The organism is Breoghania sp. L-A4 (genome assembly GCF_003432385.1).
Classification (GTDB): Bacteria; Pseudomonadota; Alphaproteobacteria; order Rhizobiales; family Stappiaceae; genus Breoghania.
The window spans coordinates 3,978,762-4,003,863 of sequence record NZ_CP031841.1 but is presented as its reverse complement, the minus strand read 5'-3'; the positions used below and the strand labels follow the sequence as shown (position 1 = coordinate 4,003,863).

Below are 25,102 nucleotides of genomic sequence, written 5' to 3'. Positions count from 1 at the left end.
CGAAGCGGTTCGGTGGGCATTGTCCACCGGACCGCAGCCGCGTCCTGAAATCGGGCTGCTGAAATCGCAGGACCCGGATTCGGATCGCCCTTTCAGGGTACAATCCCACAGGTATTGACGGGGGTACGGGTGTCTCAACCGCTCTTGCACGCCAGGAAGGTCACGAAGACCTTCCCCGGAACGATCGCACTTGATGCGGTGGATTTCACGCTCCAGGCGGGCGAGGTCCATGCGCTGCTCGGTGAGAACGGGGCCGGCAAGTCGACGCTGATCAAGTGTCTGACCGGCGCCTACCGCCGCGACTCCGGCGACATTCTGCTCGACGGCCGCCCGATCGATCCACGCGACACCCTGGAGGCGCAGGGGTTCGGCATCGGCACCGTTTACCAGGAAGTCAATCTGCTGCCCAACCTGACGGTGGCGGAGAACCTGCTGCTGGGTCATCAGCCCACGCGTTTCGGCATGATCTCGAGCCGGGCGATGAACCGCGAGGCGCGCGCGATGCTGGCCGGCTATGGCCTGCAGATCGATGTGGGCCGTGCGTTGGAAAGCTATTCCGTCGCTGTGCAGCAGGTCATCGCCATCGCCCGCGCGGTGGCGCTGTCGGGCAAGGTGCTGATTCTCGACGAGCCGACCGCCAGCCTCGACGCGCAGGAGGTGCGGCTGGTGTTCGACGTGGTGCGCGGATTGCGTGAGCGCGGCCTGGGCATCGTCTTCATTTCCCATTTTCTCGATCAGGTGTTCGAGATCTCGGACCGCATCACCGTGCTGCGCAACGGCGCGATGGTCGACACGCGGCCCACGCAAGGCCTCGACCGGGTGCGGCTGGTCAACCTGATGCTGGGCCGCGAGCTCGAGCAGGAAACCCGCGAGACGGGCCGCAGCGCGGCGGCGGGGCCGTTGATGCTGCGCTTCCGCGGCTTCGGGCGCGGCGGCCACATCGCGCCGTTCGATCTGGACATCCGCGCCGGCGAGGTCGTCGGCGTCGCGGGTCTGCTGGGCTCGGGACGGACGGAAACCGCGGAGGTGCTGTTCGGCGCGCGGCCGCATGACCGGGGACAGGCCGAGGAGGCGGACGGCAAGCCCCTGCCGCTGCGCTCGCCGCGCGAGGCGATCGCGCAGGGCTTCGGCTTTTCTCCGAGGACCGCAAGAGCGACGGCATCATCGGCGATCTGAGCGTGCGCGAGAACATCATTCTGGCGCTGCAGGCGCGGCTGGGCTGGAGCCGGCCTCTGCCGCTGCGCGCGCAGGCGGCCATGGCCGATGATTTCATCCGGCGGCTCGACATCCGCACGCCGAACGCGGAAAAGCAGGTCGGCCAGCTCTCGGGCGGCAACCAGCAGAAGGTGCTTTTGGCGCGCTGGCTGGCGACCAATCCGCGGTTTCTCATTCTCGACGAGCCGACGCGCGGCATCGATGTGGGAGCGCACGCGGAAATCATCCGGCTGATCGAGGATCTCTGCGCGCAGGGCATGGCCTTGATGGTGATCTCCTCGGAACTCGATGAACTGGTCGCCTACAGTCACCGCGTCATCGTGGTGCGCGACCGGCACCATGTGGCGGAACTGGTGGGCGAGGACATCACCACCGACACCATGGTCGCGGTGATCGCCGCGGCGCCGCCCGGCGGCGCCGAGCCGTCTCCGGAGGCACCGTCATGAGCGGCGTCCGCGCTTTCGCCTTTCGCATCGCGCCGCAGCTCGGCACCCTGTGTGTGGTGATGATCGTCATCGCCGCGGTGTTCCCCGGCTTCTTCGACGTCTCGATCGCCAACGGCCGGCTCTATGGCTCGACGATCGACATTCTCAACCGCGGCGCGCCGGTGGCGCTTCTGGCCATCGGCATGACGCTGGTCATCGCCACGCGCGGCATCGATCTGTCGGTCGGCGCGGTGATGGCGATTTGCGGCGCGGTCGCGGCATCCTCCATCGAGCAGGGGTTCGGTCTGCCCGCGACGCTGCTTCTGGCGCTCGCCGCCGGTCTCGTCTGCGGGCTGTGGAACGGATTCCTGGTCGCGGTCTTCGGCATCCAGCCGATCGTCGCGACCCTGATCCTGATGGTGGCGGGCCGCGGCATCGCCCAGCTCATCACCGAGGGCACCATCCTGACCTTCAACGATCCCGGCCTCATCTTTCTCGGCGGCGGCGCGTTTTTCACCATTCCCACCCCGATCGTGATCTTTCTCGCCGCCGGCCTCATCGTCACGCTCGGCGTGCGGCTGTCGGCGCTGGGGCTGCTGATCGAGGCGCTGGGCATCAACCGGCGCGCCAGCACGCTGGCCGGCGTCAACACCCGCGTGCTGCTGATCGCGGTCTACATGACCTCGGGCTTCTGCGCCGCGCTGGCCGGCGTCATCGCGGCCGCCGATATTCGGGGGCGGATGCCAACAACGCGGGCCTCTGGCTCGAGCTCGACGCGATTCTCGCCGTCGTGGTCGGCGGCACCTCGCTGCTGGGCGGGCGGTTTTCCATTGTCGCCTCGCTGATCGGCGCGCTGATCATCCAGGCGGTCAACACCGGCATCCTGCTGTCGGGCTATCCGCCGGAATTCAACCTGATCATCAAGGCGGTGATCATTCTCATCATCCTGGTGCTGCAGTCGCCCGCGGTGCGCGCCAGCCTGTCGTTCCTCCGGCGCGATACGCCGCACCCCAAGCCGGAGACCGTGACCCAATGACCGCGCGCAGCCTGCCGCTTCTGGCGACCCTGGCGATCTTTCTCGCAGCCTACGCCGTGTGCTATCTGCAGTTCCCGGCCATGCTGTCGACCCGCGTCATCGGCAACCTGCTGACCGACAACGCCTTCCTCGGCATCGCCGCCGTCGGCATGACCTTCGTGATCCTGTCCGGCGGCATCGATCTGTCGATCGGCTCGGTGATCGCCTTTTCCGGTGTCTTCATCGCCGTCGTGCTGCGCGACACGAGCCTGCATCCGCTCACCGTGTTTGCGCTGCTGCTGATCGTCACGACCCTGTTCGGCGCGGCCATGGGCGGGCTGATCCACGTGCTGGAGATGCCGCCCTTCATCGTCACGCTGGCGGGCATGTTCCTGGCCCGCGGCATGGCCTATGTGCTGACCATCGATTCCGTCCCCATCGACCACGACTTCTACGACACGCTGCAGAAGACCTACTGGCTGATGCCGGGCAAGGGGCGGCTGACGCTGATCGGCGGCGCCATGCTGGCGGTCTTCGCGCTGGGCGCGATCCTGGCCCACCGCACCCGCTTTGGCACCAATGTCTACGCGCTGGGCGGCGGCGTGCAGACCGCCCGGCTGATGGGCGTGCCGGTGGCGCGCACCACCGTGCAGATCTACGCCCTGTCGGGATTCCTTGCCGGGCTGGCGGGCATCGTCTTCTCGATATACACCTCGGCGGGCTATTCGCTCGCCACCGTCGGCGTGGAGCTCGACGCCATCGCCGCGGTGGTGATCGGCGGCACCCTGCTCACCGGCGGCAGCGGTTTTGTCGCCGGAACGCTGATCGGGGTGTTGATCATGGGGCTCATCCAGACCTACATCATCTTCGACGGCACGCTGTCGAGCTGGTGGACCAAGATCGTCATCGGCGTCCTGCTGTTCGCCTTCATCGGACTGCAGAAGGGTCTCGTCTGGATCACCAGCCGGGAGTCGCTGAAGACCGCGCGGTCGCCGCTTCGGCGCGCGCACAACGAGGCGGGCGTCACATGACGCCCAGAAGACAATGGTGGACATGCTCAAATCGGCGATTGCGGGGCGCGTGTCGCGCAACAGCCATGCCTTCGTCGTCCATGAACTGGGCAAGGCGATCGTCAACGGCGAGCTGAAGGTCGGCACCCTGCTGCCCGGCGACGCGGAACTAGCGGAACGCTTTTCGGTGTCGCGCACGGTGTTGCGCGAGGCGATGAAGACGCTGGCGGCCAAGGGGCTGGTATTCGCCCGCGCGCGCATCGGCACGCGGGTCACCGAGCGCACCGCGTGGAATTTCTTCGATGCCGACGTGCTGACCTGGCATCTGGAATACGGGCTGGACAGCGACTTCCTGACCCATCTGTCGGAAATGCGTCTGGCGTTCGAGCCCTACGCCGCCCGCCTGGCCGCCCGGCACGCCACCTCCGAAGACATCGCGCGCATGTATGAGCACGCCGAGGCCATGCGCACGGCGAGCTCCACGGAGGCCGTCGCGCTGGCGGACCTGGCGCTGCACATGGCCGTGCTCGACGCCTCCCGGAATCCCTTCATGTATTCCGTCGGCAACCTGATCGAGGCGGCGCTGGTCACCAGTTTCCAGCTGAGTTCGCCGTTCGGCGACCCCGCGCGCCAGCGCGGCGCGGCGTTGGCCCACCGCGCCATCGTCGAGGCCATCGAGGCGGGTGATCCGGACGCGGCGGCCAAGGCCACGGAACGCGTGATCATCGAGGGTCTCGACCGGGTCGCCAAAACCATGGGCTGACCCGGGCGGGGGATGTTGAGGCGCCGTTTTCGCGGATGCGCTGCGTCGTTTCGCGCCGACCCCCGGATTGTCATCCCGGCTGCAGCGCAGCGGAAAGCCGGGACCCAGTAATCATTGAATTCCCGGCGTTTGCCGAAGGGGCTCAACCGCTGTGGCAATGGTCTGGCGCAATCGCGGGCGCCGTCGGCTACTGGGTCCCGGGTCTCGCGATGCTCGCCCAGGATGACATTCCAGGGTGGAGCAACAGCGTTGATGACAGCGAGAGCGCGATCCGCGCACCCCCCATCGACCCCTCACAGCGCCCTGACCGCCATCGGTTCGTCCCGCGCCGGCGCGTCGCTCAAGGCCAGTGGGTTTCTCAGCGGCAGGCCGAAGGGGCCGCCTCGATCTCGAAGACGTCGCCCGCCTGCGCGGTGATTCCTTGCGCGAACGACAGCGTGGCGGTGCCGAACATATGCACATGCACGTCGCCGGGCTCGCGGAACAGCCCGTACTTGAAGTGGTGATGCTCCAGGTTGGCGATGGTATGCGACATGTTCGCCTCGCCGGTCAGGAACGGCTGCTCGAAGATCGCCTCGCCATTGCGCAGCACCCGTGAGGTGCCCTGGATGTCGGCCGGCAGCTCGCCGATCAGGATTTCCGGGCCAAAGGACGCCGGGCGCAGCTTGGAGTGCGCCAGATAGAGATAGTTCACCCGCTCCATCACGTGGTCGGAGAATTCGTTGGACAGCGCGAAGCCGACGCGAAAGACACCGCCGTCGTCGCCGATCACATAGATGCCGGCCAGCTCCGGCTCCTCGCCGCCGTCCTGGGCGAAGGCGGGGGAGACCAGCGGCGCGCCGGGCCGCGCCACCGCGTTGCCGTTGCCCTTGTAGAACCATTCCGGCTGCACGCCGACGCCGCCGCCCTGCGGTTTGCCGCCTTCCAGCCCCATGCGGAACATGCGCATGGAATCCGACAGGGTCTCCTCGTCCTCCATCGCCTTGTGGTGCATGGAATCGCGCGTCGCGGCCGAGCCCAGATGCGTCAGCCCCGTTCCGGTGAGATGCAGATGCGCCGGGTCGGGATGATGGATCGGCGGCAGCAACCGGCCCTCGTCATAGGCGCGGGCCAGATCCACCGCGGGACCGAAGCCGAGCCGCGCGATGCGCATCGCCAGCGTCTCGCCGGCGCGCGCGCAGTCCATGGCCAGCGCGTAGACGCTGTCGGCGCCGCGCACCTCGTAAGCTTCCGTGCCCTCGCGCGCGATCACTTGCGCCTTGCCGGGAGTCGTCTCGATCTGTGAAATCAACATGAGGGGGTCCTTTGCGCTCTCACGCCTTGTTCTTGTTGTAGACGTCGAAGATGACGGCGCTGAGCAGCACCAGCCCCTTGATCACTTGCTGCCAGTCGATGCCGATTCCGAGGATCGACATGCCGTTGTTCATGACGCCCATGATGAAGGCGCCCACCACCGCTCCGATGACGGTGCCCACGCCGCCGGACATCGACGCCCCGCCGATGAACACCGCGGCGATCACGTCAAGCTCGAAGGCCTGCCCGGCCTTGGGCGTCGCCGTATTCAGCCGGGCGGCGAAGACGAGACCGGCAAGCGCCGCCAGCATGCCCATGTTGGCGAAGGTGAGGAAGGTCAGCTTCTCGGTGTTGATGCCCGAGAGCTTGGCCGCCTTCTCGTTGCCGCCGATGGCGTAGAGCCGGCGCCCCACCGTGGTGCGGTTGGCGACGAAGCTGTAGATGGCGATCAGCAGCGCCATGATGATGAACACGTTGGGCAGGCCCCGGAACGTCGCCATCAGATAGCACATGGCGATGATCGCGAAGGCGATGAGCGCGTGCTTGGCGGCGAAGAACGGAAACGGCTCGTCGTCCGCGCCGGTCGCCTGGCGTTGGCGGCGTCCGCGCGCGGCCAGCGCCAGCAGGGTGGTGGCGACGATGATGCCCAGGGCGATCGAGGTGAGGTTGGGCTTTCCGCCGCCGATGAAGTCCGGCACAAAACCCGAGGAGATCAGCTGGAACTGGCGCGGGAAGGGCCCCACGGACTGCCCAGCCAGCAGCCACAGCGTCAGCCCCTTGAACACCAGCATGCCGGCCAGCGTGACGATGAAGGAGGGGATCTTGAAATAGGCGACCCAGAAGCCCTGCGCCGCGCCGATGATCGCCCCCACGCCCAGGCAGATCACCCCGGTGAGCACATAGTTCATGTCCCAGTTGACGATCATCACGGCGGCCAGCGCGCCGATGAAGCCGAGCACCGAGCCCACCGACAGATCGATATGGCCGCTGACAATGACCAGCAGCATGCCGATCGCCATGATCACGATGTAGCTGTTCTGCAGGATCAGGTTGGTGAGATTGACGGGTTTGAGCAGGATGCCGCCGGTGGCGACCTGAAAGAACGCCATGATCACGACCAGCGCGATCAGGATGCCGTATTCGCGGATGTGGCTGCGGATGAACCCGAGATACCCCGGTGCCGCCGTCTGCTCGCGGTGTGAAGTGACGCTTTGTTCCATGGTTTATCCCGTCGTGTCCTGGCCCGCGGACTTGATGATCATCGACATGATGCGTTCCTGGCTGGCTTCGCCTGCCGTCAGTTCGCCAATGAGCCGCCCCTCGTTCATCACGTAAAGCCGGTCGCAGATGCCGAGCAGTTCCGGCAGTTCCGACGAGATGACGATGATGGACTTGCCGGAGGCGGCGAGGTCGCGGATCACGGTGTAGATTTCGAATTTCGCGCCCACGTCGATGCCGCGCGTCGGTTCATCGAGAATGAGGATGCTGGGATCGGCGTAAAGCCATTTGGCCAGCACGACTTTCTGCTGGTTGCCGCCCGAGAGGTTGAGCGTCTTCTGGGCGACCGAACTGCACTTGATATTGATCTTGCGGCGGTATTCCTCCGCCACCGCGGTCTGGCGGTGTTCGTCGACCACGCCGTTGGCCGAGACGCCGCCAAGGTTGGCCAGCGTCACGTTGCGGGCGATCGTGTCGTCGAGGATCAGTCCGTAGGTCTTGCGGTCCTCGGTCGCATAGGCGAGTCCGGCGGCGATCGCCTGCGGGATGGTGGAGACATTCGCCGGCGCGCCGTTGATCCGCACCTCGCCGGAAATGCCCTGCCCGTAGGCGCGGCCGAACAGGCTCATGGCCAGTTCCGTGCGGCCCGCGCCCATCAGCCCGGCGATGCCCAGCACCTCGCCGCGGCGCAAGTGCAAGGACACGTCGCGCACCACCGCGCGGTCGTCGTGGATCGGATGGTGCACGGTCCAGTTGCTGACCTCCAGCACCGTCTCGCCGATTTTCGGGTCTCGCGCGGGATACCGGTCGGACAGCGAGCGTCCGACCATGTCGCGGATGATGTCGCCTTCGGGGATCGCCTGTCCGGTGCAATCGAGCGAGCTGACGGCGGCGCCGTCGCGCAGCACCGTGATCGTATCGGCGACCTTGGCGACCTCGTTGAGCTTGTGCGAGATCAGGATCGAGGAAATACCGCGTGCGCGGAATTCCTTGAGCAGCTCCAGCAGCGCGTCGCTGTCGGTCTCGTTGAGCGAGGACGTCGGCTCGTCGAGGATCAGCAGCTTCACCTGTTTCGACAGCGCCTTGGCGATCTCTACAAGCTGCTGCTTGCCCAGGCCGAGATCGGTGACCTTGGTCGCCGGGTTCTCGCGCAGGCCGACCCGGGCGAGCAGTGCCGCGGTGCGGCTGTGGGTCTCGTGCCGGTCGATGACGCCGAGGCGCGCGCATTCGTTGCCGAGAAAGATGTTCTCGGCGATCGAGAGAAGCGGCACCAGCGCCAGTTCCTGATGGATGATGATGATGCCGCAGCGCTCGCTGTCGGCAATGCCGCGAAACGCCTTCGCCTCTCCGTCGTAAACGATCTCGCCCTCGTAGGCGCCGTGCGGATAGACGCCCGACAGCACCTTCATCAGGGTCGACTTGCCGGCGCCGTTCTCGCCGACCAGCGCATGGATCTCTCCGCGCTTCACCTTCAGGCTGACATCATCAAGCGCGAGCACGCCCGGGAACGCTTTGGTGATGTGCCGCATTTCCAGGATCGTGTCATCCTGCGCGGGCGCCCGGAAGGCGGCGTCGCCGCCGTCCGGAACGCTGTGCGTATGGCTCAGGGTCATGTGCCTGCTCCGACCTCGGTCGGGCTGCCTACTTGATCTGGTCCATGGTGTAGTAGCCGCTGTCGATCAGCGCCTTTTCCCAGTTCGCGCTGGTCACCGGGATCGGCTCGAGCAGGTAGGACGGCACGATCTTCACGCCGTTGTCGTAGGTCGTGGTGTCGTTGATCTCCGGCTCGGCTCCGCCCAGCACCGCATCGACCATGCCCACGGTCACGCGCGCGAGTTCGCGGGTGTCCTTGAAGATGGTGGAATACTGTTCGCCGCGCAGCATCGCCTTGACCGAGGGAATTTCCGCGTCCTGGCCGGAAACGATCGGCATCTTCAGATCGCCCGAGCCGTAGCCGACGCCCTTCAGCGAGGAGATGATGCCGATGGAAAGCCCGTCATAGGGCGAGAGCACGCCGTGCACCCGGTCGTCGGTGTAGTTGGCCGACAGCAGGTTATCCATGCGCGCCTGAGCGACCGAACCGTCCCAGCGCAGGGTGCCGACCGTGTCCATGCCCATCTGGCCCGATGCGATGTTGACCTTGCCACTGTCGATCAGCGGCTGCAGCACCGACATGGCGCCGTTGTAGAAGAAGTAGGCGTTGTTGTCGTCCGGCGAGCCGCCGAACAGCTCGACGTTCCACGGGCTCACGTCGGGAAAGCGCTCTTCCAGCCCGGCGACCAGCGTGTTGGCCTGCTGAACGCCGACCTTGAAGTTGTCGAAGGTGGCGTAATAATCGACATGCTCGCTTTCGCGGATCAGCCGGTCATAGGCGATGACCTTGATGCCGGCGGCATTGGCGTTGGCCAGCACGTTGGACAGGGTCGTGCCGTCGATCGCCGCGATCACCAGCGCGTCGGCGCCCTTGGTGATCATGTTCTCGATCTGCGCCAACTGGTTGGGGATGTCGTCCTCGGCGTATTGAAGATCGGTGGCGTAGCCTGCGGCGTTGAACTGCTCGACCATCGAGTTGCCGTCGGAAATCCAGCGCGCCGACGACTTGGTCGGCATGGCGATGCCGACGGTTCCCTTGTCCTGCGCGAGGACAGGGGTGGTGAAGGCGGTCGCCAGGACGGCTGCCGCGACGACGTTCAAAATGCTTTTCATTGTTCCCTCCAGAACTGGCGCGCGGCCCGGAGAATGCCTCCGGCCGTCTCATTTCTGCCTCTGGTCCCGCGCGGCGTCGGTGCCGCACGGGGCCGGAAGCGGGTGCGCCTCAGCCAAGAGTCGTAAAAACCCGCATTATAACAGTCAAATTCTATTACTATGCGTATGATATGATATAATTGGTATGATGGTTGATCTGGGAGGATCTCATGTCAGAGGCGCCTGAGATGCCGGATCGGGACTACCTGGTCCGTCGGGGCTTGCGGTTTTCGCATCTGCGGCTGATCGCGGCGCTCAAGGAGAGCGGCCAGATCAGCGCGGCGGCCGCGCGCATGGCGATTTCGCAGCCCGCCGCCTCGCGCATGGTGGCTGAGATGGAGGATATCCTCGGCGTGTCGCTCTACACCCGGCACGCGCGCGGCGTGACCCTGACCCGCTATGGCGAGCGGCTTGCGGTGCGCGCGCAAGGAATGTTGCAGGGGCTCGATGATACGGCGCGGGAGATTGTCGAGATGGAGCGCGGCATGCGCGGCACCGTCTCCATCGGCGCCGTGACGGGACCGGCGCTCGATCTGGTGCTGCCCACCGTGCGCAAGGCGCGGGTGACTCACCCGAGGATATCGGTCACCGTGACAGTGGATACCAGCGACCGGCTGGCCGAAGCGCTGCTGGCCTCGGGCGTGGATTTCTACATCGGCCGCATTCTGGGCGACGTCGACCGCAGCAAGTTCCAGGCGCTGTCCATCGGGCTGGAACCGATGAGCCTGATCGTCCGGGTCGATCATCCGCTGACCCGCGGCCCCGAGGCTACCTTGCGCGATTGCGTCGCCTACGACTGGGTGCTGCAGCCGCACGGTGGCTTGCAGCGGCGCACGGTCGAAAGCCATCTGATGGCGCAGGGATTGCCGCTGCCGCAAAAGGTGCTGAGCACCGCGTCCCTGATGCTGACGCTGGCCGCGGTCACCCAGACCAACGCGATCGCGCCGGTGGCCAAGGCGGTCGCCGATTTCTGTATCCAGGAGCAGGGGCTCGGCGCGCGCGTTGTCTCTCTCATGGACAGCGCCTTCGCCATCCCTCCCTATTCGCTGGTGAGCTTGTCCGAGCGGGCGCTGTCGCCAGCCTCGATGGTGCTGTTCTCGACCATCGCCGCGGAGGCCGGTCTGGAGGGGCGCGGGATGGCGACTGATTGATCCGCCGGTCCTGCCGGCACCGAAACGTGCTTTCGAATGTGAGTCTAAAACCATTCAAATTTTATTCAAATTCCTATCAAATTTCTCGCAAAACCGATGAATTTTGACAGCGATTTGAATTGAATTTGACCAGATTTGCGGTAGTCGGTTATTCACCGGGCGACGATCCGGGGCGCGTCGGAGGCGTTGACGCCGCGCTCATGCGGGCGGTTCCGCGCGGTCCATGAGCCGCGTGATGTGCCAGGCGAAGGCCCAGGTCGCCGGCAGGCCGATGAGCAGGCCGCCGCCGATCGCCGCATGGGGAGTGAGCACCGGCCAGCCGATCCAGCTGAAAATAAGTGAGGCGAAGAAAAGGTTTCCCGCCGCGGCGCCGGCGCCGAAGGGATACAGCGCGGCCAGCAGCTTCCATCCCGGCCGTCGGGTCATCGCCGCGCCACTAGCCAGTGCACCGCGCCAAGCGCCAGCAACAGCCCGACTGACGCGGCAAGGAACCAGAGTTCCGCCGTGGCGCTCTGGGGATTGGGAATGGGCCGCTGGAACCCGGCCGCATAGGCCCATGCCGGAACAAGAAAAATCGCGAGTGTCAGAAGAGATCGCATGTCAGGTCTCCTGTATCAGGGATCGGTAGATTTCGGGGAGCGCGCGCGTCAGGCGCGCGGGATCCGGCAGCAAGGTGAAGCCCGAGCGGCTGAAAATCCGCGCGAACCAGTCCTGGCCGTCGGCGTCGATGACGATGCCGTGCACCGCCTGGCCCAGGTTTTTCGCCTCGCGCACGGCCTTGCGGCTGTCCTCGATCCCGTGCACGCCTTCATAGTGATCGAGATCGTTGGGCTTGCCGTCGGTGAGCACGAGCAGCAGCTTGCGCGCGCTTGGCTCCTTGGCCAGCTTCGCGGTGACGTGGCGGATGGCGGCGCCAAGCCGCGTGTAGTGTCCCGGCCTGAGGCTGGCGATCCGGTCCAGGACGCGGTCCGACATCGCCGTGTCGAAATCCTTGCAGCGGGTCACAAAGACCCTGTCGCGGCGCAGCGAAGAGAAGCCCCAGATGCCGAAGCGGTCGCCGGCCGCGTCGATGCCGCCGGCCAGCGCGATCAAGGCCTCGCGGGCCGTATCGATGACGGAGCGGTCGCCGATGACGGCTTCCGTCGAGCGCGAGCAATCCATCAGGACCGCGACCGTCAGATCGCGTTCGGTGACCCGCAGGCTCTGGTAGATCCGGTCGCTTCCCGTGCCGGTCGCGCGGATCGAGACCTGCGCCGCAATCAGCGCGTCGAGGTCGAGATCCGCTCCCTCGATCTGTCGCGGCCGCAGGATGCGGCGCGGATGCAGCGTCTCGAACTGCCGGCGGACCCGGGCGATCATGCGCGGGTCCGCGCTCATGTCCTGCCCGGGAACCGGAACGGCCTCGGCCTCCAGGACGCGGCAATGGTCGGGCATGTAGTCGCGCGCGCGGTGGTTCCATTCGGGATAGGTGCAGGTGTCGGCCAGACGCTCGTGGTCGGCATCCTGCGGCGCCAGGTCGAGATGCAGACGCAGGCGCGTCGCCGCGCGCTTGTCGTTGTGCGACAGGGAGATATGGTCCTGGTCCTCGGCCGCTTTCGCGGCGTTCTCCTGATCGTCGTCATCCACCGCGCGGTTGAGGTTCATGCTCTCGACCCAGCTGAGAATCGCTTCGAACCGGTGGATGATGAAGCTGTCCTTGCGGTTCGCCTGTTCGCGGTCCTCACGTATGCCGAGCTTGCGCTTCGTCATCGCCGCGCCCGGCGGGACGGCTCTCTCCGTGGTGTCGGGCGTGTCCGTGGCCGCGCCCTTGCCGGCGGCACGGTGTTCAAGGCGCGGCCACAGGGGAACCGGGGCCGCGGGCGCATATCCGCGCGGCGCCGTGAGCGTGCCGGCGGCGCACTGATGCATTAGCGCCCGCGCGTCGTCGTGCAGGGCCGCCGGATCGCCGAGATACCAGCGGGTGAGCGCCTCCACCATGGCCTCGGCCCGCGAGTTCACATGGACCGCGCGCGCGGCGAGCACGTGCTGGCGAAGGGCGGCGTGAGGGACCGCCAGTCCGGGGCAGGCGGCGAGGGTTCGCGCGGTGAGCATTTCCATCGTCAAGAGATGCCGCAGATCCATGGCCAGCGGATCGGCTTGCTGAGCGGCCGACGGCACCGCGTCGCCGCCGCAGGCCGCGATCGCGGTCAGCCACAGGTAGGCCGCGCGGTTGAGGTCTGTCGCGGGAAAGGCATCCATGACCGCCGGCAGCCGCAACTGCTCGCCGTCAAAGCTTGCCACGTGCTCCAGCTGCCGGCTATCCCCCAGCGTGCGCAAGACGCCGCGGCGATGGCGGGCTGTGCTCGTGGGCGCGGCCACAATCTCCACGCCGCCGGCGCCACCGAGCGCGCGAAACAGCACCGCGACGCTGGAGCGTATTGTCTCCAGCGTCACCGCGCTCTCGGCGTGGCCGTTCTGCGCGGCCATATGGCTTGCCCAGTCGTGCCAGATATTGCCGACGGTTTCCTCCGGCTCCATCAGGTCCAGCGGACGGATCATCGCGGGTCTCCCTAACCGTAGACGACGGCGATCAGGTCGCGCAGCGCCTGTTGCACGTCGGGCTCGTCGGTCAGCGGCTCGATCACCGCAGCTTCCAGTGCCCGCTCGAGCGGCATCCCTCCGGCGATCAGCGACGCCGCATAGATGAGCAGGCGTGTCGAGACGCCTTCCTCGAGATCCATCCCCGACAGCGCCCGCACATGCCCGGCCAGCCGCACAAGAGGGGCGACGCGGCTTTCGCTCAGGCCGCTTTCACGCGTCACGACAGCGATCTCGGTCGGTGCGTCGGGGAAGCCGAAGCCGATCGACAGGAACCGCTGGCGAGTCGAGGGTTTGAGGCGCTTGAGAATGTTCTGGTAGCCGGGGTTGTAGCTCGCCACCAGCATGAAGCCCGGCGGGGCGGAGAGTTCCTCGCCGGTGCGGTCGATCAGCAGCCTGCGCCGGTTGTCGGTCAGCGGATGCAGCACCACGGTGACGTCCTTGCGCGCTTCCACCACCTCGTCGAGATAGCAGATGGCGCCTTCGCGCACCGCGCGGGTCAGCGGTCCGTCAACCCACTCCGTTTCGCCGCCGCGCAACAGGTAGCGGCCGATCAGATCGGCCGCCGACAGGTCATCATGGCAGGCGACGGTGTAGAGCGGACGGCCAAGCCTGGCCGCCATATGCTCCACGAACCGCGTCTTGCCGCAGCCGGTCGGCCCCTTCAGTAGAAGGGGCAAACCGTTGGCGTGGGCCGTTTCGAAAAGCGAGCATTCATCGCCGACAGGACGGTAGAACGGGACGCCTGGGTCTTCGTGCGCGCGCGCGATTTCGAGGTTTTGCGGGAGCGCGTTCATGCCGCACCTCCCTCGGGCACGGCCACTGGGCCTGGCTTGACAATCTCACGCCGCGGGACGAGTTGGCTGTAGATGAACAGTAAGGCGCCCAACACCACGGCGACACCCGCGCCGAAGCGCATGATGTAGAAGATCTCAAGCTGGTCTTGAACGTCCATGTAGTAGTCGCCGACAACCCGCTGCATGTGGGTCTGGATCGTTCCGGCGAAGGTGAGCACGAAGGTCATGAAGGCCATGCCGCCGGTCATCAGCCAGAAGCTCGCCATATTCAGGACCTGGTTGTAGGGCGCGCGCCCGCGCAGGACCGGCATGGCATAGGTGAACATGGCCAGGTTCAGGGCCACATAGGCGCCATAGAACGACAGGTGTCCGTGCGCCGCCGTGATCTGGGTGCCGTGGGTGTAGTAGTTCACCCCGTGCAGCGTGTGCAAAAAGCCCCAGACGCCGGCGCCGAAGAAGGCCACGGTGGCCGATCCGAGCGACCACAGCAGCGCCGCCTTGTTGGGATGGTTGCGGCGGCCCTTCCAGACCATGATGAAGGCGAAGCTCATCATGGCGAAGAACGGCACGACCTCGAAGGTCGAGAAGATCGATCCGACCCACTGCCAATAGCCCGGCAAGCCGATCCAGTAAAAGTGGTGGCCGGTGCCGAGGATTCCCGAGAACAGCGCGGTGGCGACGATGACATAGAGCCATTTCTCGATCACCTCGCGGTCGACGCCGGTCAGCTTCAGCATCAGGAAGGCGAGGATGGAGGCCATCACCAGTTCCCAGGTGCCCTCGACCCAGAGGTGGACGATGAACCACCAGTACATCTTATCGAGGCTCAGGTTCGAAGGATTGATGAAGGCGAAGATCCAGAGCAGGGACAGCAGCCACAGGCCGGTGAGCAGCACGTTGGTGATCGCGGTCTTGCGGCCGGCGAGAACGGTCAGCGAGATGTTCACGAGGAAGATCACCGCGGCGACCAGAATACCGAACTTGACCCACAGGGCTGTTCGAGAAACTCGCGTCCGCCGTGGATGCCGACGAGGTAGCTCGCGACGGCCCGAGCGTGCCGACGACGAGAATGATCAGCTGCAGATAGGCGAGCTTGACGGAGTAGATCTCGCGTTCGCTTTCCTCCGGCACCAGATAATAGGCCGCCCCGAAGAAGCCCAGCAGCAGCCAGACGATCAGCGCGTTCGTGTGAATCATGCGGATGATGTTGAACGGCAGCACCACCGACAACGTGTTGGGGATATATAGATCCAGCCGGCGAGCAGACCGCCCAGCACCTGGATTGCGAACAGCCCCATCGCCGCCAGAAAATAGGCGTGGGCCACTTTTTGCGATGCATATTTCATGAGTTTGCTCCCTCAGCCCGCGTCATTCGGCGGCCAGTTCTGGGTGTCGGTCTGATCGGCCCAGCGAAAGAACTCGGCCAGTCCGCGCATCTCTTCTTCGGTGATGACGAAATGCGGCATCTGGCGGCGGCCGGGAATCCCGGACGGCTGGGCCGCCATCCATGCGTCGAGCATTTCGTAGGCCGCTTCGGGATCGTCGGCGACGCCCAGCGTGTCGTCACGTTGCCGAGCTCGGGTGCGAAATAGGCGCCTTCCCCGTGCAGTGTGTGGCAGTTGATGCAGCTGTTGCGTTCCCAGACCTCTTTGCCGAGCTTGACCGCCTCGCTCAACGGCATGCCGGCCGTCGAGGTGTTGACGATATAGAGGTGGCTCTGGACGGTCATGACCACGAAAACGACTACGAAGAAAAGCGATCCTCCGTAGAACACGTTCCTGGCCCGCGATTTCGTGAGGATCTCTGACATGGTGCCGGACCTGATCGTTGTTGCGGATCCGTCAAGCTACCATGGATGGCAGCCCGAAGGTTGTCGCAGCACAAAGAGGCGGACGAAACTTCGTGCCATACACGCAGATGACCGCAGACGCAGCCGATGGCACGGCGTCCGGTCGCGATACGAGGTTCGCGAGCGCCTTCACTGCCGATCAAGCCGCGGGTAGGCTCACGGACACGATGCGGGGCCGGACGAACTCCGTTTCTCACTTTTTCTGGATGTCCACTGGGTGGCGCGTAATTGTGCAAAGGAGGGCGCGATGACTGTATCCAACATCGATGACCCGGACCTGCCGCTAACGCGGCTCTTCAAGGTTTGGCCCGAGACGCCGGCGGTGTTCATCCGGCACAGAATGCTGTGCTTCGGCTGCCCGATTGCTCCCTTTCACACGATCATCGACGCGTGTGAGGAATACGAACTTGATGAAGAGGCGTTTCGCGCCGAGTTGCGCGCGGCCGCTGGACTCAACCCGCCGCGCCGCTGAGCAGCACCAGTTGATGCGGTTGGGTCACCACGATGTGGCGCCGGGTGCTTTCGACGATCCCCTGCTTCTGCCAGGCGCTCAGCAATCGGCTGACCGTATGCAGGGTTGTTCCGGTCATTTCTGAGATGTTCTGACGGGTGACCGGGAAGGCGATCTCGATGCCATTGTCCACCTTGCGCCCGGACTGATTGACCATTCTCAGCAGGGCCGACGCCAGACGCTGTTCCACCGCCTGGGTCGCGAGTTCGGCCAGTTGCGTGTGGATTTCATTCATCCGCTCGCCGACCACCTTGTAGGTCTCCGAGGCGAAGCCGTCATACTTGCCGACGAATTCGTGCCACAAGCGCACGGGCCACGACAATGCCAGGGTTTCCGCCGCGGCTATTGCCGTGGCGGGATACGTCTCGCGCCCGAGCGCCGGCGCGATGCCGAACAACTGGCCCGGCGCGATGTGCATGGCGATGATGTGCTCGCCGCCCTGGGTGGTGCGGACGACGCGAATGTAGCCGTCAAGCAGCAGGTAGAACCGGTCGGCGGTCATGCCTTCGGAAAACACCGTCGCACCCTCGTCGAAGCGCTTGATCGCCGCGAGGTCCAGGATTTCGCGGATCTGGGCGCGCTCGAGGCGCCGGAATGGCGGGATCCCGGTCAGAAGGCTTTCGTCGATCTTGTTCACATTCCCGTCCAGAGTTTGTTGCAGCGCAATGTGTTCCGCCCATTAGTAGAGCATAACGGCTGCACACAACATACACCGGAAGCAAAGAAAGGGATTTCCGATGCTTAGCAGAACTCTCGCCGTGGCCGCCGCTCTTGCCCTGATGACCGGGGTGGCATTCGCCGAAACCCATGAAGTACAGATGCTCAACAAGGGCGAAGCCGGTTCGATGGTGTTCGAGCCTGCCTATGTTGCGGCTCAGCCCGGCGACACGATCCATTTCGTCTCGGTTGACAAGGGCCACAATGTCGAAGGCATCAAGGATATGCTCCCGGACGGCGTCGCCGCGTTCAAGAGCAAGATGAGCAAGGACTTCGAGCTCACCGTCGACACGGAAGGCCTGTATGGCCTCAAGTGCACGCCCCACTACGGCATGGGTATGGTCGCCCTGATCCAGGTCGGCGACGCCTCCAATCTCGACGCCGCCAAGGCCGTCAAGCAGACGGGCAAGGCCAAGAAACGGTTTGAGGCGATCTTCGCCGAGGTCAAGTAGGACCAGCGGTCGGACCGCCGACGATTAAACGGACTGAAACGGGGCGGCGCCGGAGCGGGCGTCGCCCGCTGTCTTTGAAAACAGGAGATGCACATGGCGAGCGAGAGACAGAAGCCTTATCGCGGTCCGGTATTGTTCAGCTATGGTTTTCGGCCGTTTTTTCTCGCCGCGGCGCTCTTTGCGATCGCCGCCATTGTCATCTGGATGCTGGTGCTCGACGGCGTACTGACGCTGTCCGGTCCCCTGAGTGCGACCGACTGGCACAGCCATGAAATGATCTTCGGCTACGCCTCGGCCGTGATCGCCGGGTTCCTGTTCACGGCCATTCCCAACTGGACGGGACGGATGCCCAAGCGCGGCTGGCCTTTGGTCCTGCTGCTGTCGCTTTGGATCGCGGGCGGCTGGCGGTCGCGGGCGTCTTCGGACTTGGGCCCTTCGCGGTGATGCTGATCGATGTGGGTTTTCTGGCCGCGATTGTCGCAATGGTGCTGGTGGAGATCGTGGCCGGGCGCAATTGGCGAAACCTGATGGTGGTGGTGCCGGTGGGCTGCTGCTGGGCGCCAATCTGCTGTTTCATCTGGAGGCGATGACCTTTGGTTCCGCCGATACCGGCCGCAGGCTGGGGCTGGCGGTTGTCGTCTTCCTGATCACGCTGATCGGCGGACGGATCATCCCGAGTTTCACCCGCAACTGGCTGGCGAAACGCACACCCGAGCATCTGCCCGCCCCGGTCGGCCGCTTCGACGCGGCCTGTCTGGTCGCGGGCGGCGTTGCGCTGCTGGCCTGGGCGTTTCATCCCGAAGGCGGAGCCGTCGGCGGGCTGTTGCTTGTTGCCGCCGTGCTGCATGCGATTCGTCTGAGCCGCTGGCAGGGCGGCCGGACAGGACCGTCGCCGCTGCTGCTGATGTTGCATGTCGCCTATGGATTCGTGCCGCTCGGCCTTGCGGCGAACGCGGCCGCGGCCTTCGGTCTGGCCGCCGCCGCCGTTGGCGTTCATCTGCTCGGTATCGGCGCCATCGGCGGCATGACCGTCGCGGTGATGATGCGCGCGTCGCTGGGACATACCGGACGGGCCCTGGTGGCGGGGCCGGCTCTGACGGCCGCCGCCGCCATGGTGTTTCTGGCCGCGCTGGTCCGGGTCTGCTTTCCGGAGCTGGTGCTTGCAGGGGTCTCCGGGCTGTGGCTCGCGGCGCTTCTGTGGGTCGCGGGCTTCTCGGTCTTCGCGCTGCGCATCGGTCCCTATCTGGCGCGTACGAGCCGGAAGCCGACGTAGTCCGCGGGCAGGCCGGCAGCGCAGCCGCCGACCTTGGGGTTGCGCACCAGATCGATAATGATCGCACGGTGTTTTCCTTCCGCGATGTGGGCTCCGCAGTATTCCTGCTGCTTGACCGGCGGCGCTCCGTCGCCCGTCACGATCGAGTTCGCCACACACGTCGTGGTCCACTCCCAGACGTTGCCGGCGATATCGGCGACGCCGTGCGAGTTCGTCCCAAAGGTTCCGCGCGGTTGCGGCTCGGGCGTGGTGGTGCCGCGGGTGGCGACGTTGCGTTCATAGGCGGCGAGCCAGCGTTGCGCGGGATCGTCCTCGTCCTCGGCGACGATCTTCTCCTCGAAAAACCGCTCGGCCGCCGCGCGTTGCCACTCGCGGTCATCGGGAAGACGCCAGTGCTGCCGGGTCTGGCGCGAAAACCACGCCGCATAGGCGGTCGCGTCGTACCAGTTGACCTCGGTTTGCGGCAGGTCCGCGCTCGTGGGGCTGCCGCCTTGCGAGACACGCGACGCCTCGCACGCGCCATCGGCCACGCAGGCGGCGTATTCCGCGCGGCTGACCTGAAACGTCATGATCTCGAGCGGCTGGTCCGCGACCTCGGTCTGCAAAGGCGCGTCGACCAGCTTTCCATAATAGCGGTAGGTTCCGGCCGGCCGGTAGGTGTACGGGCCGGGCTCGATCACGACGGTTTCCGGCAGCTCGGTGATGGCGGGCCGCGTCGCGCTCCATACGGTGAGGGCGGCGGCTGTCGCGACGACCGCCAGGGCGGCACCAGCCAGGCGTTGGGATGACATTTCAAGCCCCTTCCAATTGACAAAAGGGGCAGCCGAGAAATCGGCCGCCCCCATCATGCGCACTGCTGTCGATCCTGCTCAGGGCAGAGCCGTCTTGCCTTCGAACGCGGCGTTGTATTCGGTGGGGGCGACGACCTGTTCCATCAGATCGTTGTTCCATTTGCCCTCCACGAGCACATGCGCCGTCGCGCCGAGGTTCACCGCCTCGATCAGATTGTGGTTCACGTAGGCGTAGACGCCGGGCTGCAGGAACTCGTAGAGCGCTGCTCCCGCCGAACCGCCGCGGATGAACCAGGTTTCAAAGTCCCGGTCGGGCGGGTTGTTGAACTTGCCGTGCTCCCAGACCAGATCGCCGTGGCCGCCGATCAGATGGGGCCGGCTGTCGCGGTTCGCCTGGCTGTGGACGAACAGGACGCGTTCGCCCTGGCTGGCCTGCAGCGCGTTGTCGCCGGTGAGCGCCCCGACCTTGCCGTTGAAGACGACATGCGTGGGGATCAGTCCGTTCATCACTTCGAGCGTATCGGCATAGCTGTCGCCGGCGTCGTCGAAGCGCTTGTATTCGCCACTGTCGTCCTTGGGGATGTAGAAGTCGTTCTCGCCGATGTAGTAGACGCGGTCATAGCTGACCGGTGCGCCCGTATGGTCGGTGAGGCCCTTGCGCGGCAGGACCATGATGGCGCCTGACATGCCGGAGACGACGTGCCAGGGGATCATCGGGCCGCCGGGCGCGCAGTGATACACAAAGGTGCCGGGCCGGGTCGCCTTGAAGCGCAGAACGGTTTTCTCACCCGGGTTGATCAGTGTCAGTGAACCGCCGCCCAGCGCGCCGGTGGCGGCGTGGAAGTCGATGTTGTGCTGCAACAGGTTCTCGGGCGAGTTGTAGAGAGTCAGCTCCACGTAATCGCCTTCATGCACCACCATCAGCGGGCCGGGGATCGACCCGTTGAAGGTCATGGCCTGCAGGTAGGCGTCGTCGGCGACCTGCACTTCCTTTTCCACGATCCTCATCTCGAATTCGACGATCTGCGGCTCGGCGGTTGCGACCTGCTCGTGCTCGTGCACGAAGGGCGGCTTCACCAGCTTGCGCTTGACGCGTTTCAGCGTGGACAGATCGGCCGGCGGGGCCATCGACGTGTCCATGATTTCCTCGCCTTGCGCGGCTTGGATGACGAAGGGAGCGGCGGCGAGGCTGGCGGCTCCCATCAAGGCGGCTCTGCGTGTGAGCATCGGTCTGTCCTTTCGAGTTGTGTCGAAAAGAAACTAGCGAACGGCAGTCGCGCAGACTTTGCGCCAGAACAATATTCCCGCAATTGTTTCGCGGTGGGGAGGAAGGACGCCGAAAAGATGCGCTACGGTGCGAGCGGCGGAAAGCCGAACAGCGCCTGCGGTGTGTCAACCAGCGCCAGGCGGCGGCCGTCTTCATCCGGGAACCAGCCCAGCACCGTGTCGGTCAGCGCCGCGTCGTTCGGATAGTCGGCGGTGGTCTTGGCCAGATTGTGCGGCCAGTTGGTGCCCCAGACGATGCGGTCCGGCGCATGGGCCGCGAGCGCGCGCGCGGTGGCGGCGATGTCTTCATAGGCGGGTTCGCCGGAGCGCGAGGACTCGTAGCAGCCGGCGAACTTGAACCAGCAGTTGCCCGTGTCGATCAGCCGCCTGACCGCGTCGATCTCGGGAGAGTCCGGCGCGGCGCCGGCGAAGAATTTGCCGTGATGGTCGATGATGAAGCGGCTCTGGAGCGCCGCGAGCCGGGCCTCGTGCTCCAGGATCCGGTTGCCGTCGAACTGCACCGCCGTCACCCAGCCCATGGCCGCGGCCCTGACGTCGACCGCTTCCAGCGCCTCCAGTCCAACCGCGCCGCCGGGCAGGTCCATGATCCGCGCGCCGCGAATGCCCGCCGCGTGCAGCCGGTCGAGTTCGACCTGCGATGTGGTGGCATCGATCACGGCGACGCCGCGGGCGACGGGCCCCATCTCGGCAAGGCAGGCAATGAGATTTTTGTTGTCGCGCTGATGCGCGTTGCCCTGGGTGACCACAACGCGATCGATGCCGAGCCAGTCCATGAGCCGGCGGTATTCCGCCGGCCCCGGCAGGCCCTCGGGCAGCGGCGGGCCGGGCTCGATCGCCGGGTAGCCGGGCAGGAACATGTGCGTCTGGGTGTCGATCGCGCCCCTGGGCAGGCGGATGGCGGGCCTTGCGCCGGTGTAGCTGCGCTCGATCATGGGGCGTCCTTCCGACGGAATTCGTCGAGCGCGTCGCGGTCGATCTCGATACCGAGGCCGGGGCATCGGGGATTCGCACCATGCCGTTCTCGTGTTCGAAGGGAACCCTGGCGATGGCCTGGCGGAAGGGATTGGGCGTGCGGTCGAATTCGAGGATCGGCTCGATGGGATCGCGGCGCGGCGGATCGGGCAGCTGGCTTGAGAGAAACTGCAGGCTGGCGGCGATCTGCACCGCGGTGCCCCAGACATGCGGCACCAGCCGGACACCGTGCAGGGCGGCCATGTCGGCGATGCGGCGCATTTCCGTGAAGCCGCCCGTTCCGCAGATGTCGGGCTGGGCGATGTCGATGGCGCGGGTCTCAAGCGGCTCCTGGAAGCCGAAGCGGCCGTGCCAGGTCTCGCCGCCGGCGACCGGGATCGGCTGGCCGGCGCGCACCGCGCGATAGGCGCCGAGCTGCTCCGGAATCACCGGCTCCTCGAACCAGTCGATGTCGAATTCGGCCGCCGCCTTGCCGACGCGGACAGCCTCGAGCACGTCGTAGCCATGATTGGCGTCGATCATCAGCCGGGCGTCCGGGCCGATCGCCTCGCGCACCGCGGCGATCACCTTGAGGTCCTCGACCGGATCAAAGCCGATCTTGATTTTCACCGCGTGGAAGCCGGCTTCAATATGCCCTGCCGTTTCCGCCGCGTTGTCGCGCACCCGGTCCACGCCGTCCTTGCGGAAGGAGCCGGTGGCGTAGGCGCGGACGCTTTCGCGCACCCGGCCTCCCAAAAGCGTCGAGACGGGAACGCCGAAATGCTTGCCCTTGATGTCCCACAGCGCGATGTCGATGCCCGACAGCGCGGTGATCGCGAGGCCGCGCTGGCCCTGGTCGCGCAGGAAATTGTAGAGCTCCTGCCAGAGCTTTTCGGTTTCCAGCGGATCGCGCCCGATCAGCCGCGCCGAGTAGGCTTTCACCACGGCGGCGTTGGGCAGGGCGGGGCCGAGGCATTCGCCCCAGCCGGTGGCGCCGTCGTCACAGACGATCTCGACGAGCACGTGCTGGCGCCGGTCGAAGCGCATGGAGGCGCTCTCGAAAGCCTGCTCCAGGCGGTGGTCGAGGATGTGCGTGCGGACGTCCGCGATCTTCAGGGAAGGGCTCATAGGGTCTTCGCACGCTCAATCAGATCTGCGAGCATCGCTTCCTCCTCGGCCGTGGGATCGGTCAGCGGCGGGCGCACGCCGCCCGGCTGAAAGCCGACAAGCCGGACGCCGGCCTTGACGGCGGAGACAGCATAACCCTTCTGGCGGTTGCGGATCTGCATGAAGGGATAGAAAAAGCCGGTGAGAATGGTGTCCATGCGGGCGCGGTCGCCGGCCCTGAGCGCGGTATAGAAGTCCTGCGCGAGCGCCGGCACGAAGTTGAACACGGCCGACGAATAGGTGGTGAAGCCGGCGCCGAGATAGGCCTCGGCGAAAAGCTCGGCCGTCGGCATGCCGCCGAGGTAGACGAGCCGGTCGCCGGCGGTGGCGGTGATCTGGCGCACGAGCCCGATGTCGCCGGAGCCGTCCTTGAAGCCGACGAGATTAGGACACGCCTCGCACAGGCGCATCAATGTGTCGGGCTGCAGGATCGCGTTGTCGCGGTTGTAGACCATGACGCCGATGCCGACCGCGTCGCACACCGCCTTCACGTGAGCGAGGAGTCCGGCCTGCGGGGCGTCGATGAGATAGTGCGGCAACAGCAGAATGCCGTCGGCGCCGGCTTTCTCCGCCGCCTGCGCGATGCTGACGGCGGTCTTGGTGCCGTAGCCGCACCCCGCGACGATGGGAGTTGTTCCCGCCGCCTGCTTGGCGGCGCGCACAATCGTCGGAATTTCCGACGGATCGAGCGAGAAGAACTCGCCGGTACCACCGGCGGCGAACAGCACCGTGGCGTCGAATCCAGCCAGCCATTCGATATGCGCCATGTATGGCGCTTGCGCGAAACCTCCCTCCGTGTCGAATGCGGTGACGGGGAAGGAGAGAAGGCCGGCGCCGAGCGCGGCCTTGAGGGCTTGGGGATCCATTCTCTGGGCGTCCTTGGTGATCACATCTGAGCGGTGATCATAAAATTCGCTGCGCCCGTGTCAAGAAGTTGTATGATAACTTTGCATTTTCAGGCTCCCGTCATGCCGGCTCCGGCCGGCGCAGCATCTGGCGGTAGCGATCCTGGCTTCCCTTGAGGTGATGGCGCATGGCATCGCGGGCCGCCACTTCGTCGCGATTGGAGATGGCGTCGGCGATGGTCCGGTGCTCCGTCTGGATCTGCTCGAGATAGTTGGCAGGGGTCGCTTCCCGGGCGCCTTCCTGAAGTGCGCGGCGGGGAATCAGCTTCGGCCCGATCATTTCCAGGAATTCGCGAAAGCGCATGTTGTTGGTCGCATCGGCGATCGTCAGGTGCAGCGCGAAATCCGCGTCCGATGTCGGCGCGCCGGCCTTCATCAGCCGTTCGATTTCCTCGCAGCCCTCGATCACCGCCTCTTCCTGGGCAGGAGACCGGCGCTGGCTCGCAAGGCCCGCGGCCTCGATTTCCACAGCCGCGCGCAGCTCCAGAAACTCGATGACCGACGAGATGCGCGTGGGATCCATGGTGTGAAAATTCTGCGTTCCCGCGGGTTCGCGGGCAACCACATAGACGCCCGACCCTTGCCGCGCTTCGACAAGGCCGTCGGCGCGCAGGGCGGCGACGGCTTCGCGCACGACTGTGCGGCTCACCTCGTATTGCTCCGTCAGCGCGGCTTCGCTCGGCAGTTTCGTGCCAACCGCGACGCTGCCGGATGCGATGGCCTGGCGCAGGTCGCCGCCGACGCGGGCGACCAGGTTGACCCGGGCGGGCTCGCCGCCGATGCGCCGGCTGGGTTTCTTTTGTCCGATCTGCACGTCGCTCACGGTATCATGCTTCCTTCTGCTGTCCGTTCGCGGACGCTTGCCGCTCGTATCGGCCGCTACCGGGTGTATCGTGACTCTGGCGTTCTGGCCACTGGTGCGTCGTCGGTTTGGACAATACGTCGGCGACCCGCTTGACAGGTTGTATGATGAATGTATCATGATTGGTG

At 65.6% G+C, this 25,102-nt stretch carries 20 protein-coding genes and 6 pseudogenes; 9 read left to right on the top strand and 17 right to left on the bottom strand.

Annotation, left to right across the window (positions count from 1 at the left end; all coding sequences use genetic code 11):
- The first annotated feature begins 129 nt into the window (after positions 1–129).
- From D1F64_RS18370 to D1F64_RS18355, 4 genes and pseudogenes are all read left to right on the top strand, one after another.
- A pseudogene (locus D1F64_RS18370) lies at positions 130–1,661 on the top strand (sugar ABC transporter ATP-binding protein).
- Positions 1,658–2,676, top strand: a pseudogene (locus tag D1F64_RS18365) (ABC transporter permease). Before D1F64_RS18370 ends, D1F64_RS18365 begins: the two co-directional pseudogenes overlap by 4 nt.
- Positions 2,673–3,686, top strand: coding sequence for a galactofuranose ABC transporter, permease protein YjfF (gene yjfF / locus D1F64_RS18360; protein WP_117413592.1), 1,014 nt, complete (start codon positions 2,673–2,675; stop codon positions 3,684–3,686). Before D1F64_RS18365 ends, yjfF begins: the two are co-directional and overlap by 4 nt.
- A gap of 13 nt (positions 3,687–3,699) precedes the next feature.
- A complete protein-coding gene (locus D1F64_RS18355) occupies positions 3,700–4,428 on the top strand; it encodes a FadR/GntR family transcriptional regulator (protein ID WP_117413591.1) in 729 nt (242 codons plus the stop codon).
- Positions 4,429–4,721: 293 nt separating this feature from the next.
- Here the strand turns inward: D1F64_RS18355 and araD1 are convergent.
- The 4 genes and pseudogenes from araD1 to chvE form a co-directional block, all read right to left on the bottom strand.
- Positions 4,722–5,722 (bottom strand): annotated as a pseudogene (gene araD1 / locus D1F64_RS18350) (AraD1 family protein).
- A 19-nt stretch (positions 5,723–5,741) separates the two neighbouring features.
- Entirely contained in the window at positions 5,742–6,941 is a 1,200-nt protein-coding gene (mmsB, locus tag D1F64_RS18345; protein ID WP_117413590.1) for a multiple monosaccharide ABC transporter permease, read from the bottom strand.
- Positions 6,942–6,944: 3 nt separating this feature from the next.
- Positions 6,945–8,468 (bottom strand): multiple monosaccharide ABC transporter ATP-binding protein, encoded by a 1,524-nt coding sequence (gene mmsA / locus D1F64_RS18340; RefSeq protein ID WP_117414707.1) that lies wholly within the window; start codon positions 8,466–8,468, stop codon positions 6,945–6,947.
- Positions 8,469–8,580: 112 nt separating this feature from the next.
- Positions 8,581–9,645: a multiple monosaccharide ABC transporter substrate-binding protein gene (gene chvE / locus D1F64_RS18335; protein WP_117413589.1), complete on the bottom strand. Its 1,065-nt coding sequence runs from the start codon at positions 9,643–9,645 to the stop codon at positions 8,581–8,583.
- A 209-nt stretch (positions 9,646–9,854) separates the two neighbouring features.
- Between chvE and D1F64_RS18330 the strand changes: the two genes are divergently transcribed.
- On the top strand, positions 9,855–10,835 hold the full coding sequence (locus D1F64_RS18330) for a LysR family transcriptional regulator (protein ID WP_117414706.1): 981 nt from the start codon (positions 9,855–9,857) through the stop codon (positions 10,833–10,835).
- A gap of 198 nt (positions 10,836–11,033) precedes the next feature.
- Here the strand turns inward: D1F64_RS18330 and D1F64_RS18325 are convergent, their stop codons facing one another.
- The 6 genes and pseudogenes from D1F64_RS18325 to D1F64_RS18305 all read right to left on the bottom strand — a co-directional run bounded on the left by D1F64_RS18325 (position 11,034) and on the right by D1F64_RS18305 (position 16,019).
- Positions 11,034–11,261, bottom strand: coding sequence for an NnrT protein (locus tag D1F64_RS18325; RefSeq protein ID WP_117413588.1), 228 nt, complete (start codon positions 11,259–11,261; stop codon positions 11,034–11,036).
- Positions 11,258–11,434, bottom strand: coding sequence for a hypothetical protein (locus D1F64_RS23555; protein WP_162901639.1), 177 nt, complete (start codon positions 11,432–11,434; stop codon positions 11,258–11,260). Before D1F64_RS23555 ends, D1F64_RS18325 begins: the two co-directional genes overlap by 4 nt.
- 1 nt (position 11,435) lies before the next feature.
- On the bottom strand, positions 11,436–13,373 hold the full coding sequence (locus D1F64_RS18320) for a VWA domain-containing protein (RefSeq protein WP_117413587.1): 1,938 nt from the start codon (positions 13,371–13,373) through the stop codon (positions 11,436–11,438).
- Between the two features lie 11 nt (positions 13,374–13,384).
- Positions 13,385–14,209: a CbbQ/NirQ/NorQ/GpvN family protein gene (locus D1F64_RS18315; protein WP_117413586.1), complete on the bottom strand. Its 825-nt coding sequence runs from the start codon at positions 14,207–14,209 to the stop codon at positions 13,385–13,387.
- Positions 14,206–15,555 (bottom strand): annotated as a pseudogene (locus D1F64_RS18310) (cbb3-type cytochrome c oxidase subunit I). The gene D1F64_RS18315 and the pseudogene D1F64_RS18310 overlap by 4 nt, the downstream one beginning before the upstream one ends.
- Positions 15,556–15,567: 12 nt before the next feature.
- Positions 15,568–16,019 (bottom strand): annotated as a pseudogene (locus D1F64_RS18305) (cytochrome c).
- Positions 16,020–16,305: 286 nt separating this feature from the next.
- Here D1F64_RS18305 and D1F64_RS18300 point away from each other — a divergent pair.
- The gene (locus D1F64_RS18300; protein ID WP_117413584.1) at positions 16,306–16,530 is read left to right on the top strand and encodes a DUF1858 domain-containing protein; all 225 of its coding nucleotides are present in this window, start codon (positions 16,306–16,308) and stop codon (positions 16,528–16,530) included.
- Here D1F64_RS18300 and D1F64_RS18295 read toward each other — a convergent pair.
- A complete protein-coding gene (locus D1F64_RS18295; RefSeq protein ID WP_117413583.1) occupies positions 16,511–17,206 on the bottom strand; it encodes a Crp/Fnr family transcriptional regulator in 696 nt (231 codons plus the stop codon). The two genes, D1F64_RS18300 and D1F64_RS18295, sit on opposite strands and share 20 nt — an antisense overlap.
- Before the next feature lie 100 nt (positions 17,207–17,306).
- Here D1F64_RS18295 and D1F64_RS18290 point away from each other — a divergent pair, with 100 nt between their 5' ends.
- From D1F64_RS18290 to D1F64_RS25545, 3 genes are all read left to right on the top strand, one after another.
- Entirely contained in the window at positions 17,307–17,738 is a 432-nt protein-coding gene (locus tag D1F64_RS18290; protein ID WP_117413582.1) for a pseudoazurin, read from the top strand.
- Positions 17,739–17,831: 93 nt separating this feature from the next.
- Positions 17,832–18,182, top strand: coding sequence for an NnrS family protein (locus D1F64_RS25550; RefSeq protein WP_205470534.1), 351 nt, complete (start codon positions 17,832–17,834; stop codon positions 18,180–18,182).
- A 70-nt stretch (positions 18,183–18,252) separates the two neighbouring features.
- Complete coding sequence (locus D1F64_RS25545) at positions 18,253–19,011, top strand: NnrS family protein (protein WP_205470533.1); 759 nt, start codon at positions 18,253–18,255, stop codon at positions 19,009–19,011.
- On the opposite strand, the gene D1F64_RS18280 is transcribed toward D1F64_RS25545, so the two are convergent.
- The 6 genes and pseudogenes from D1F64_RS18280 to D1F64_RS18255 form a co-directional block, all read right to left on the bottom strand.
- Positions 18,978–19,802 (bottom strand): SUMF1/EgtB/PvdO family nonheme iron enzyme, encoded by an 825-nt coding sequence (locus D1F64_RS18280; RefSeq protein ID WP_162901638.1) that lies wholly within the window; start codon positions 19,800–19,802, stop codon positions 18,978–18,980. The two genes, D1F64_RS25545 and D1F64_RS18280, sit on opposite strands and share 34 nt — an antisense overlap.
- Before the next feature lie 78 nt (positions 19,803–19,880).
- A complete protein-coding gene (gene nirK / locus D1F64_RS18275) occupies positions 19,881–21,029 on the bottom strand; it encodes a copper-containing nitrite reductase (RefSeq protein ID WP_117413580.1) in 1,149 nt (382 codons plus the stop codon).
- Positions 21,030–21,151: 122 nt separating this feature from the next.
- On the bottom strand, positions 21,152–22,021 hold the full coding sequence (locus tag D1F64_RS18270; RefSeq protein ID WP_117413579.1) for an amidohydrolase family protein: 870 nt from the start codon (positions 22,019–22,021) through the stop codon (positions 21,152–21,154).
- Positions 22,018–23,156 (bottom strand): annotated as a pseudogene (locus tag D1F64_RS18265) (mandelate racemase/muconate lactonizing enzyme family protein). Before D1F64_RS18265 ends, D1F64_RS18270 begins: the two are co-directional and overlap by 4 nt.
- Before the next feature lie 8 nt (positions 23,157–23,164).
- A complete protein-coding gene (gene kdgD, locus D1F64_RS18260) occupies positions 23,165–24,073 on the bottom strand; it encodes a 5-dehydro-4-deoxyglucarate dehydratase (protein ID WP_117414705.1) in 909 nt (302 codons plus the stop codon).
- Positions 24,074–24,173: 100 nt separating this feature from the next.
- Positions 24,174–24,935 carry a FadR/GntR family transcriptional regulator gene (locus tag D1F64_RS18255; protein WP_346432267.1) on the bottom strand — a complete coding sequence of 254 codons (762 nt, stop codon included), beginning with the start codon at positions 24,933–24,935 and terminating at the stop codon, positions 24,174–24,176.
- Positions 24,936–25,102 lie beyond the last annotated feature (167 nt).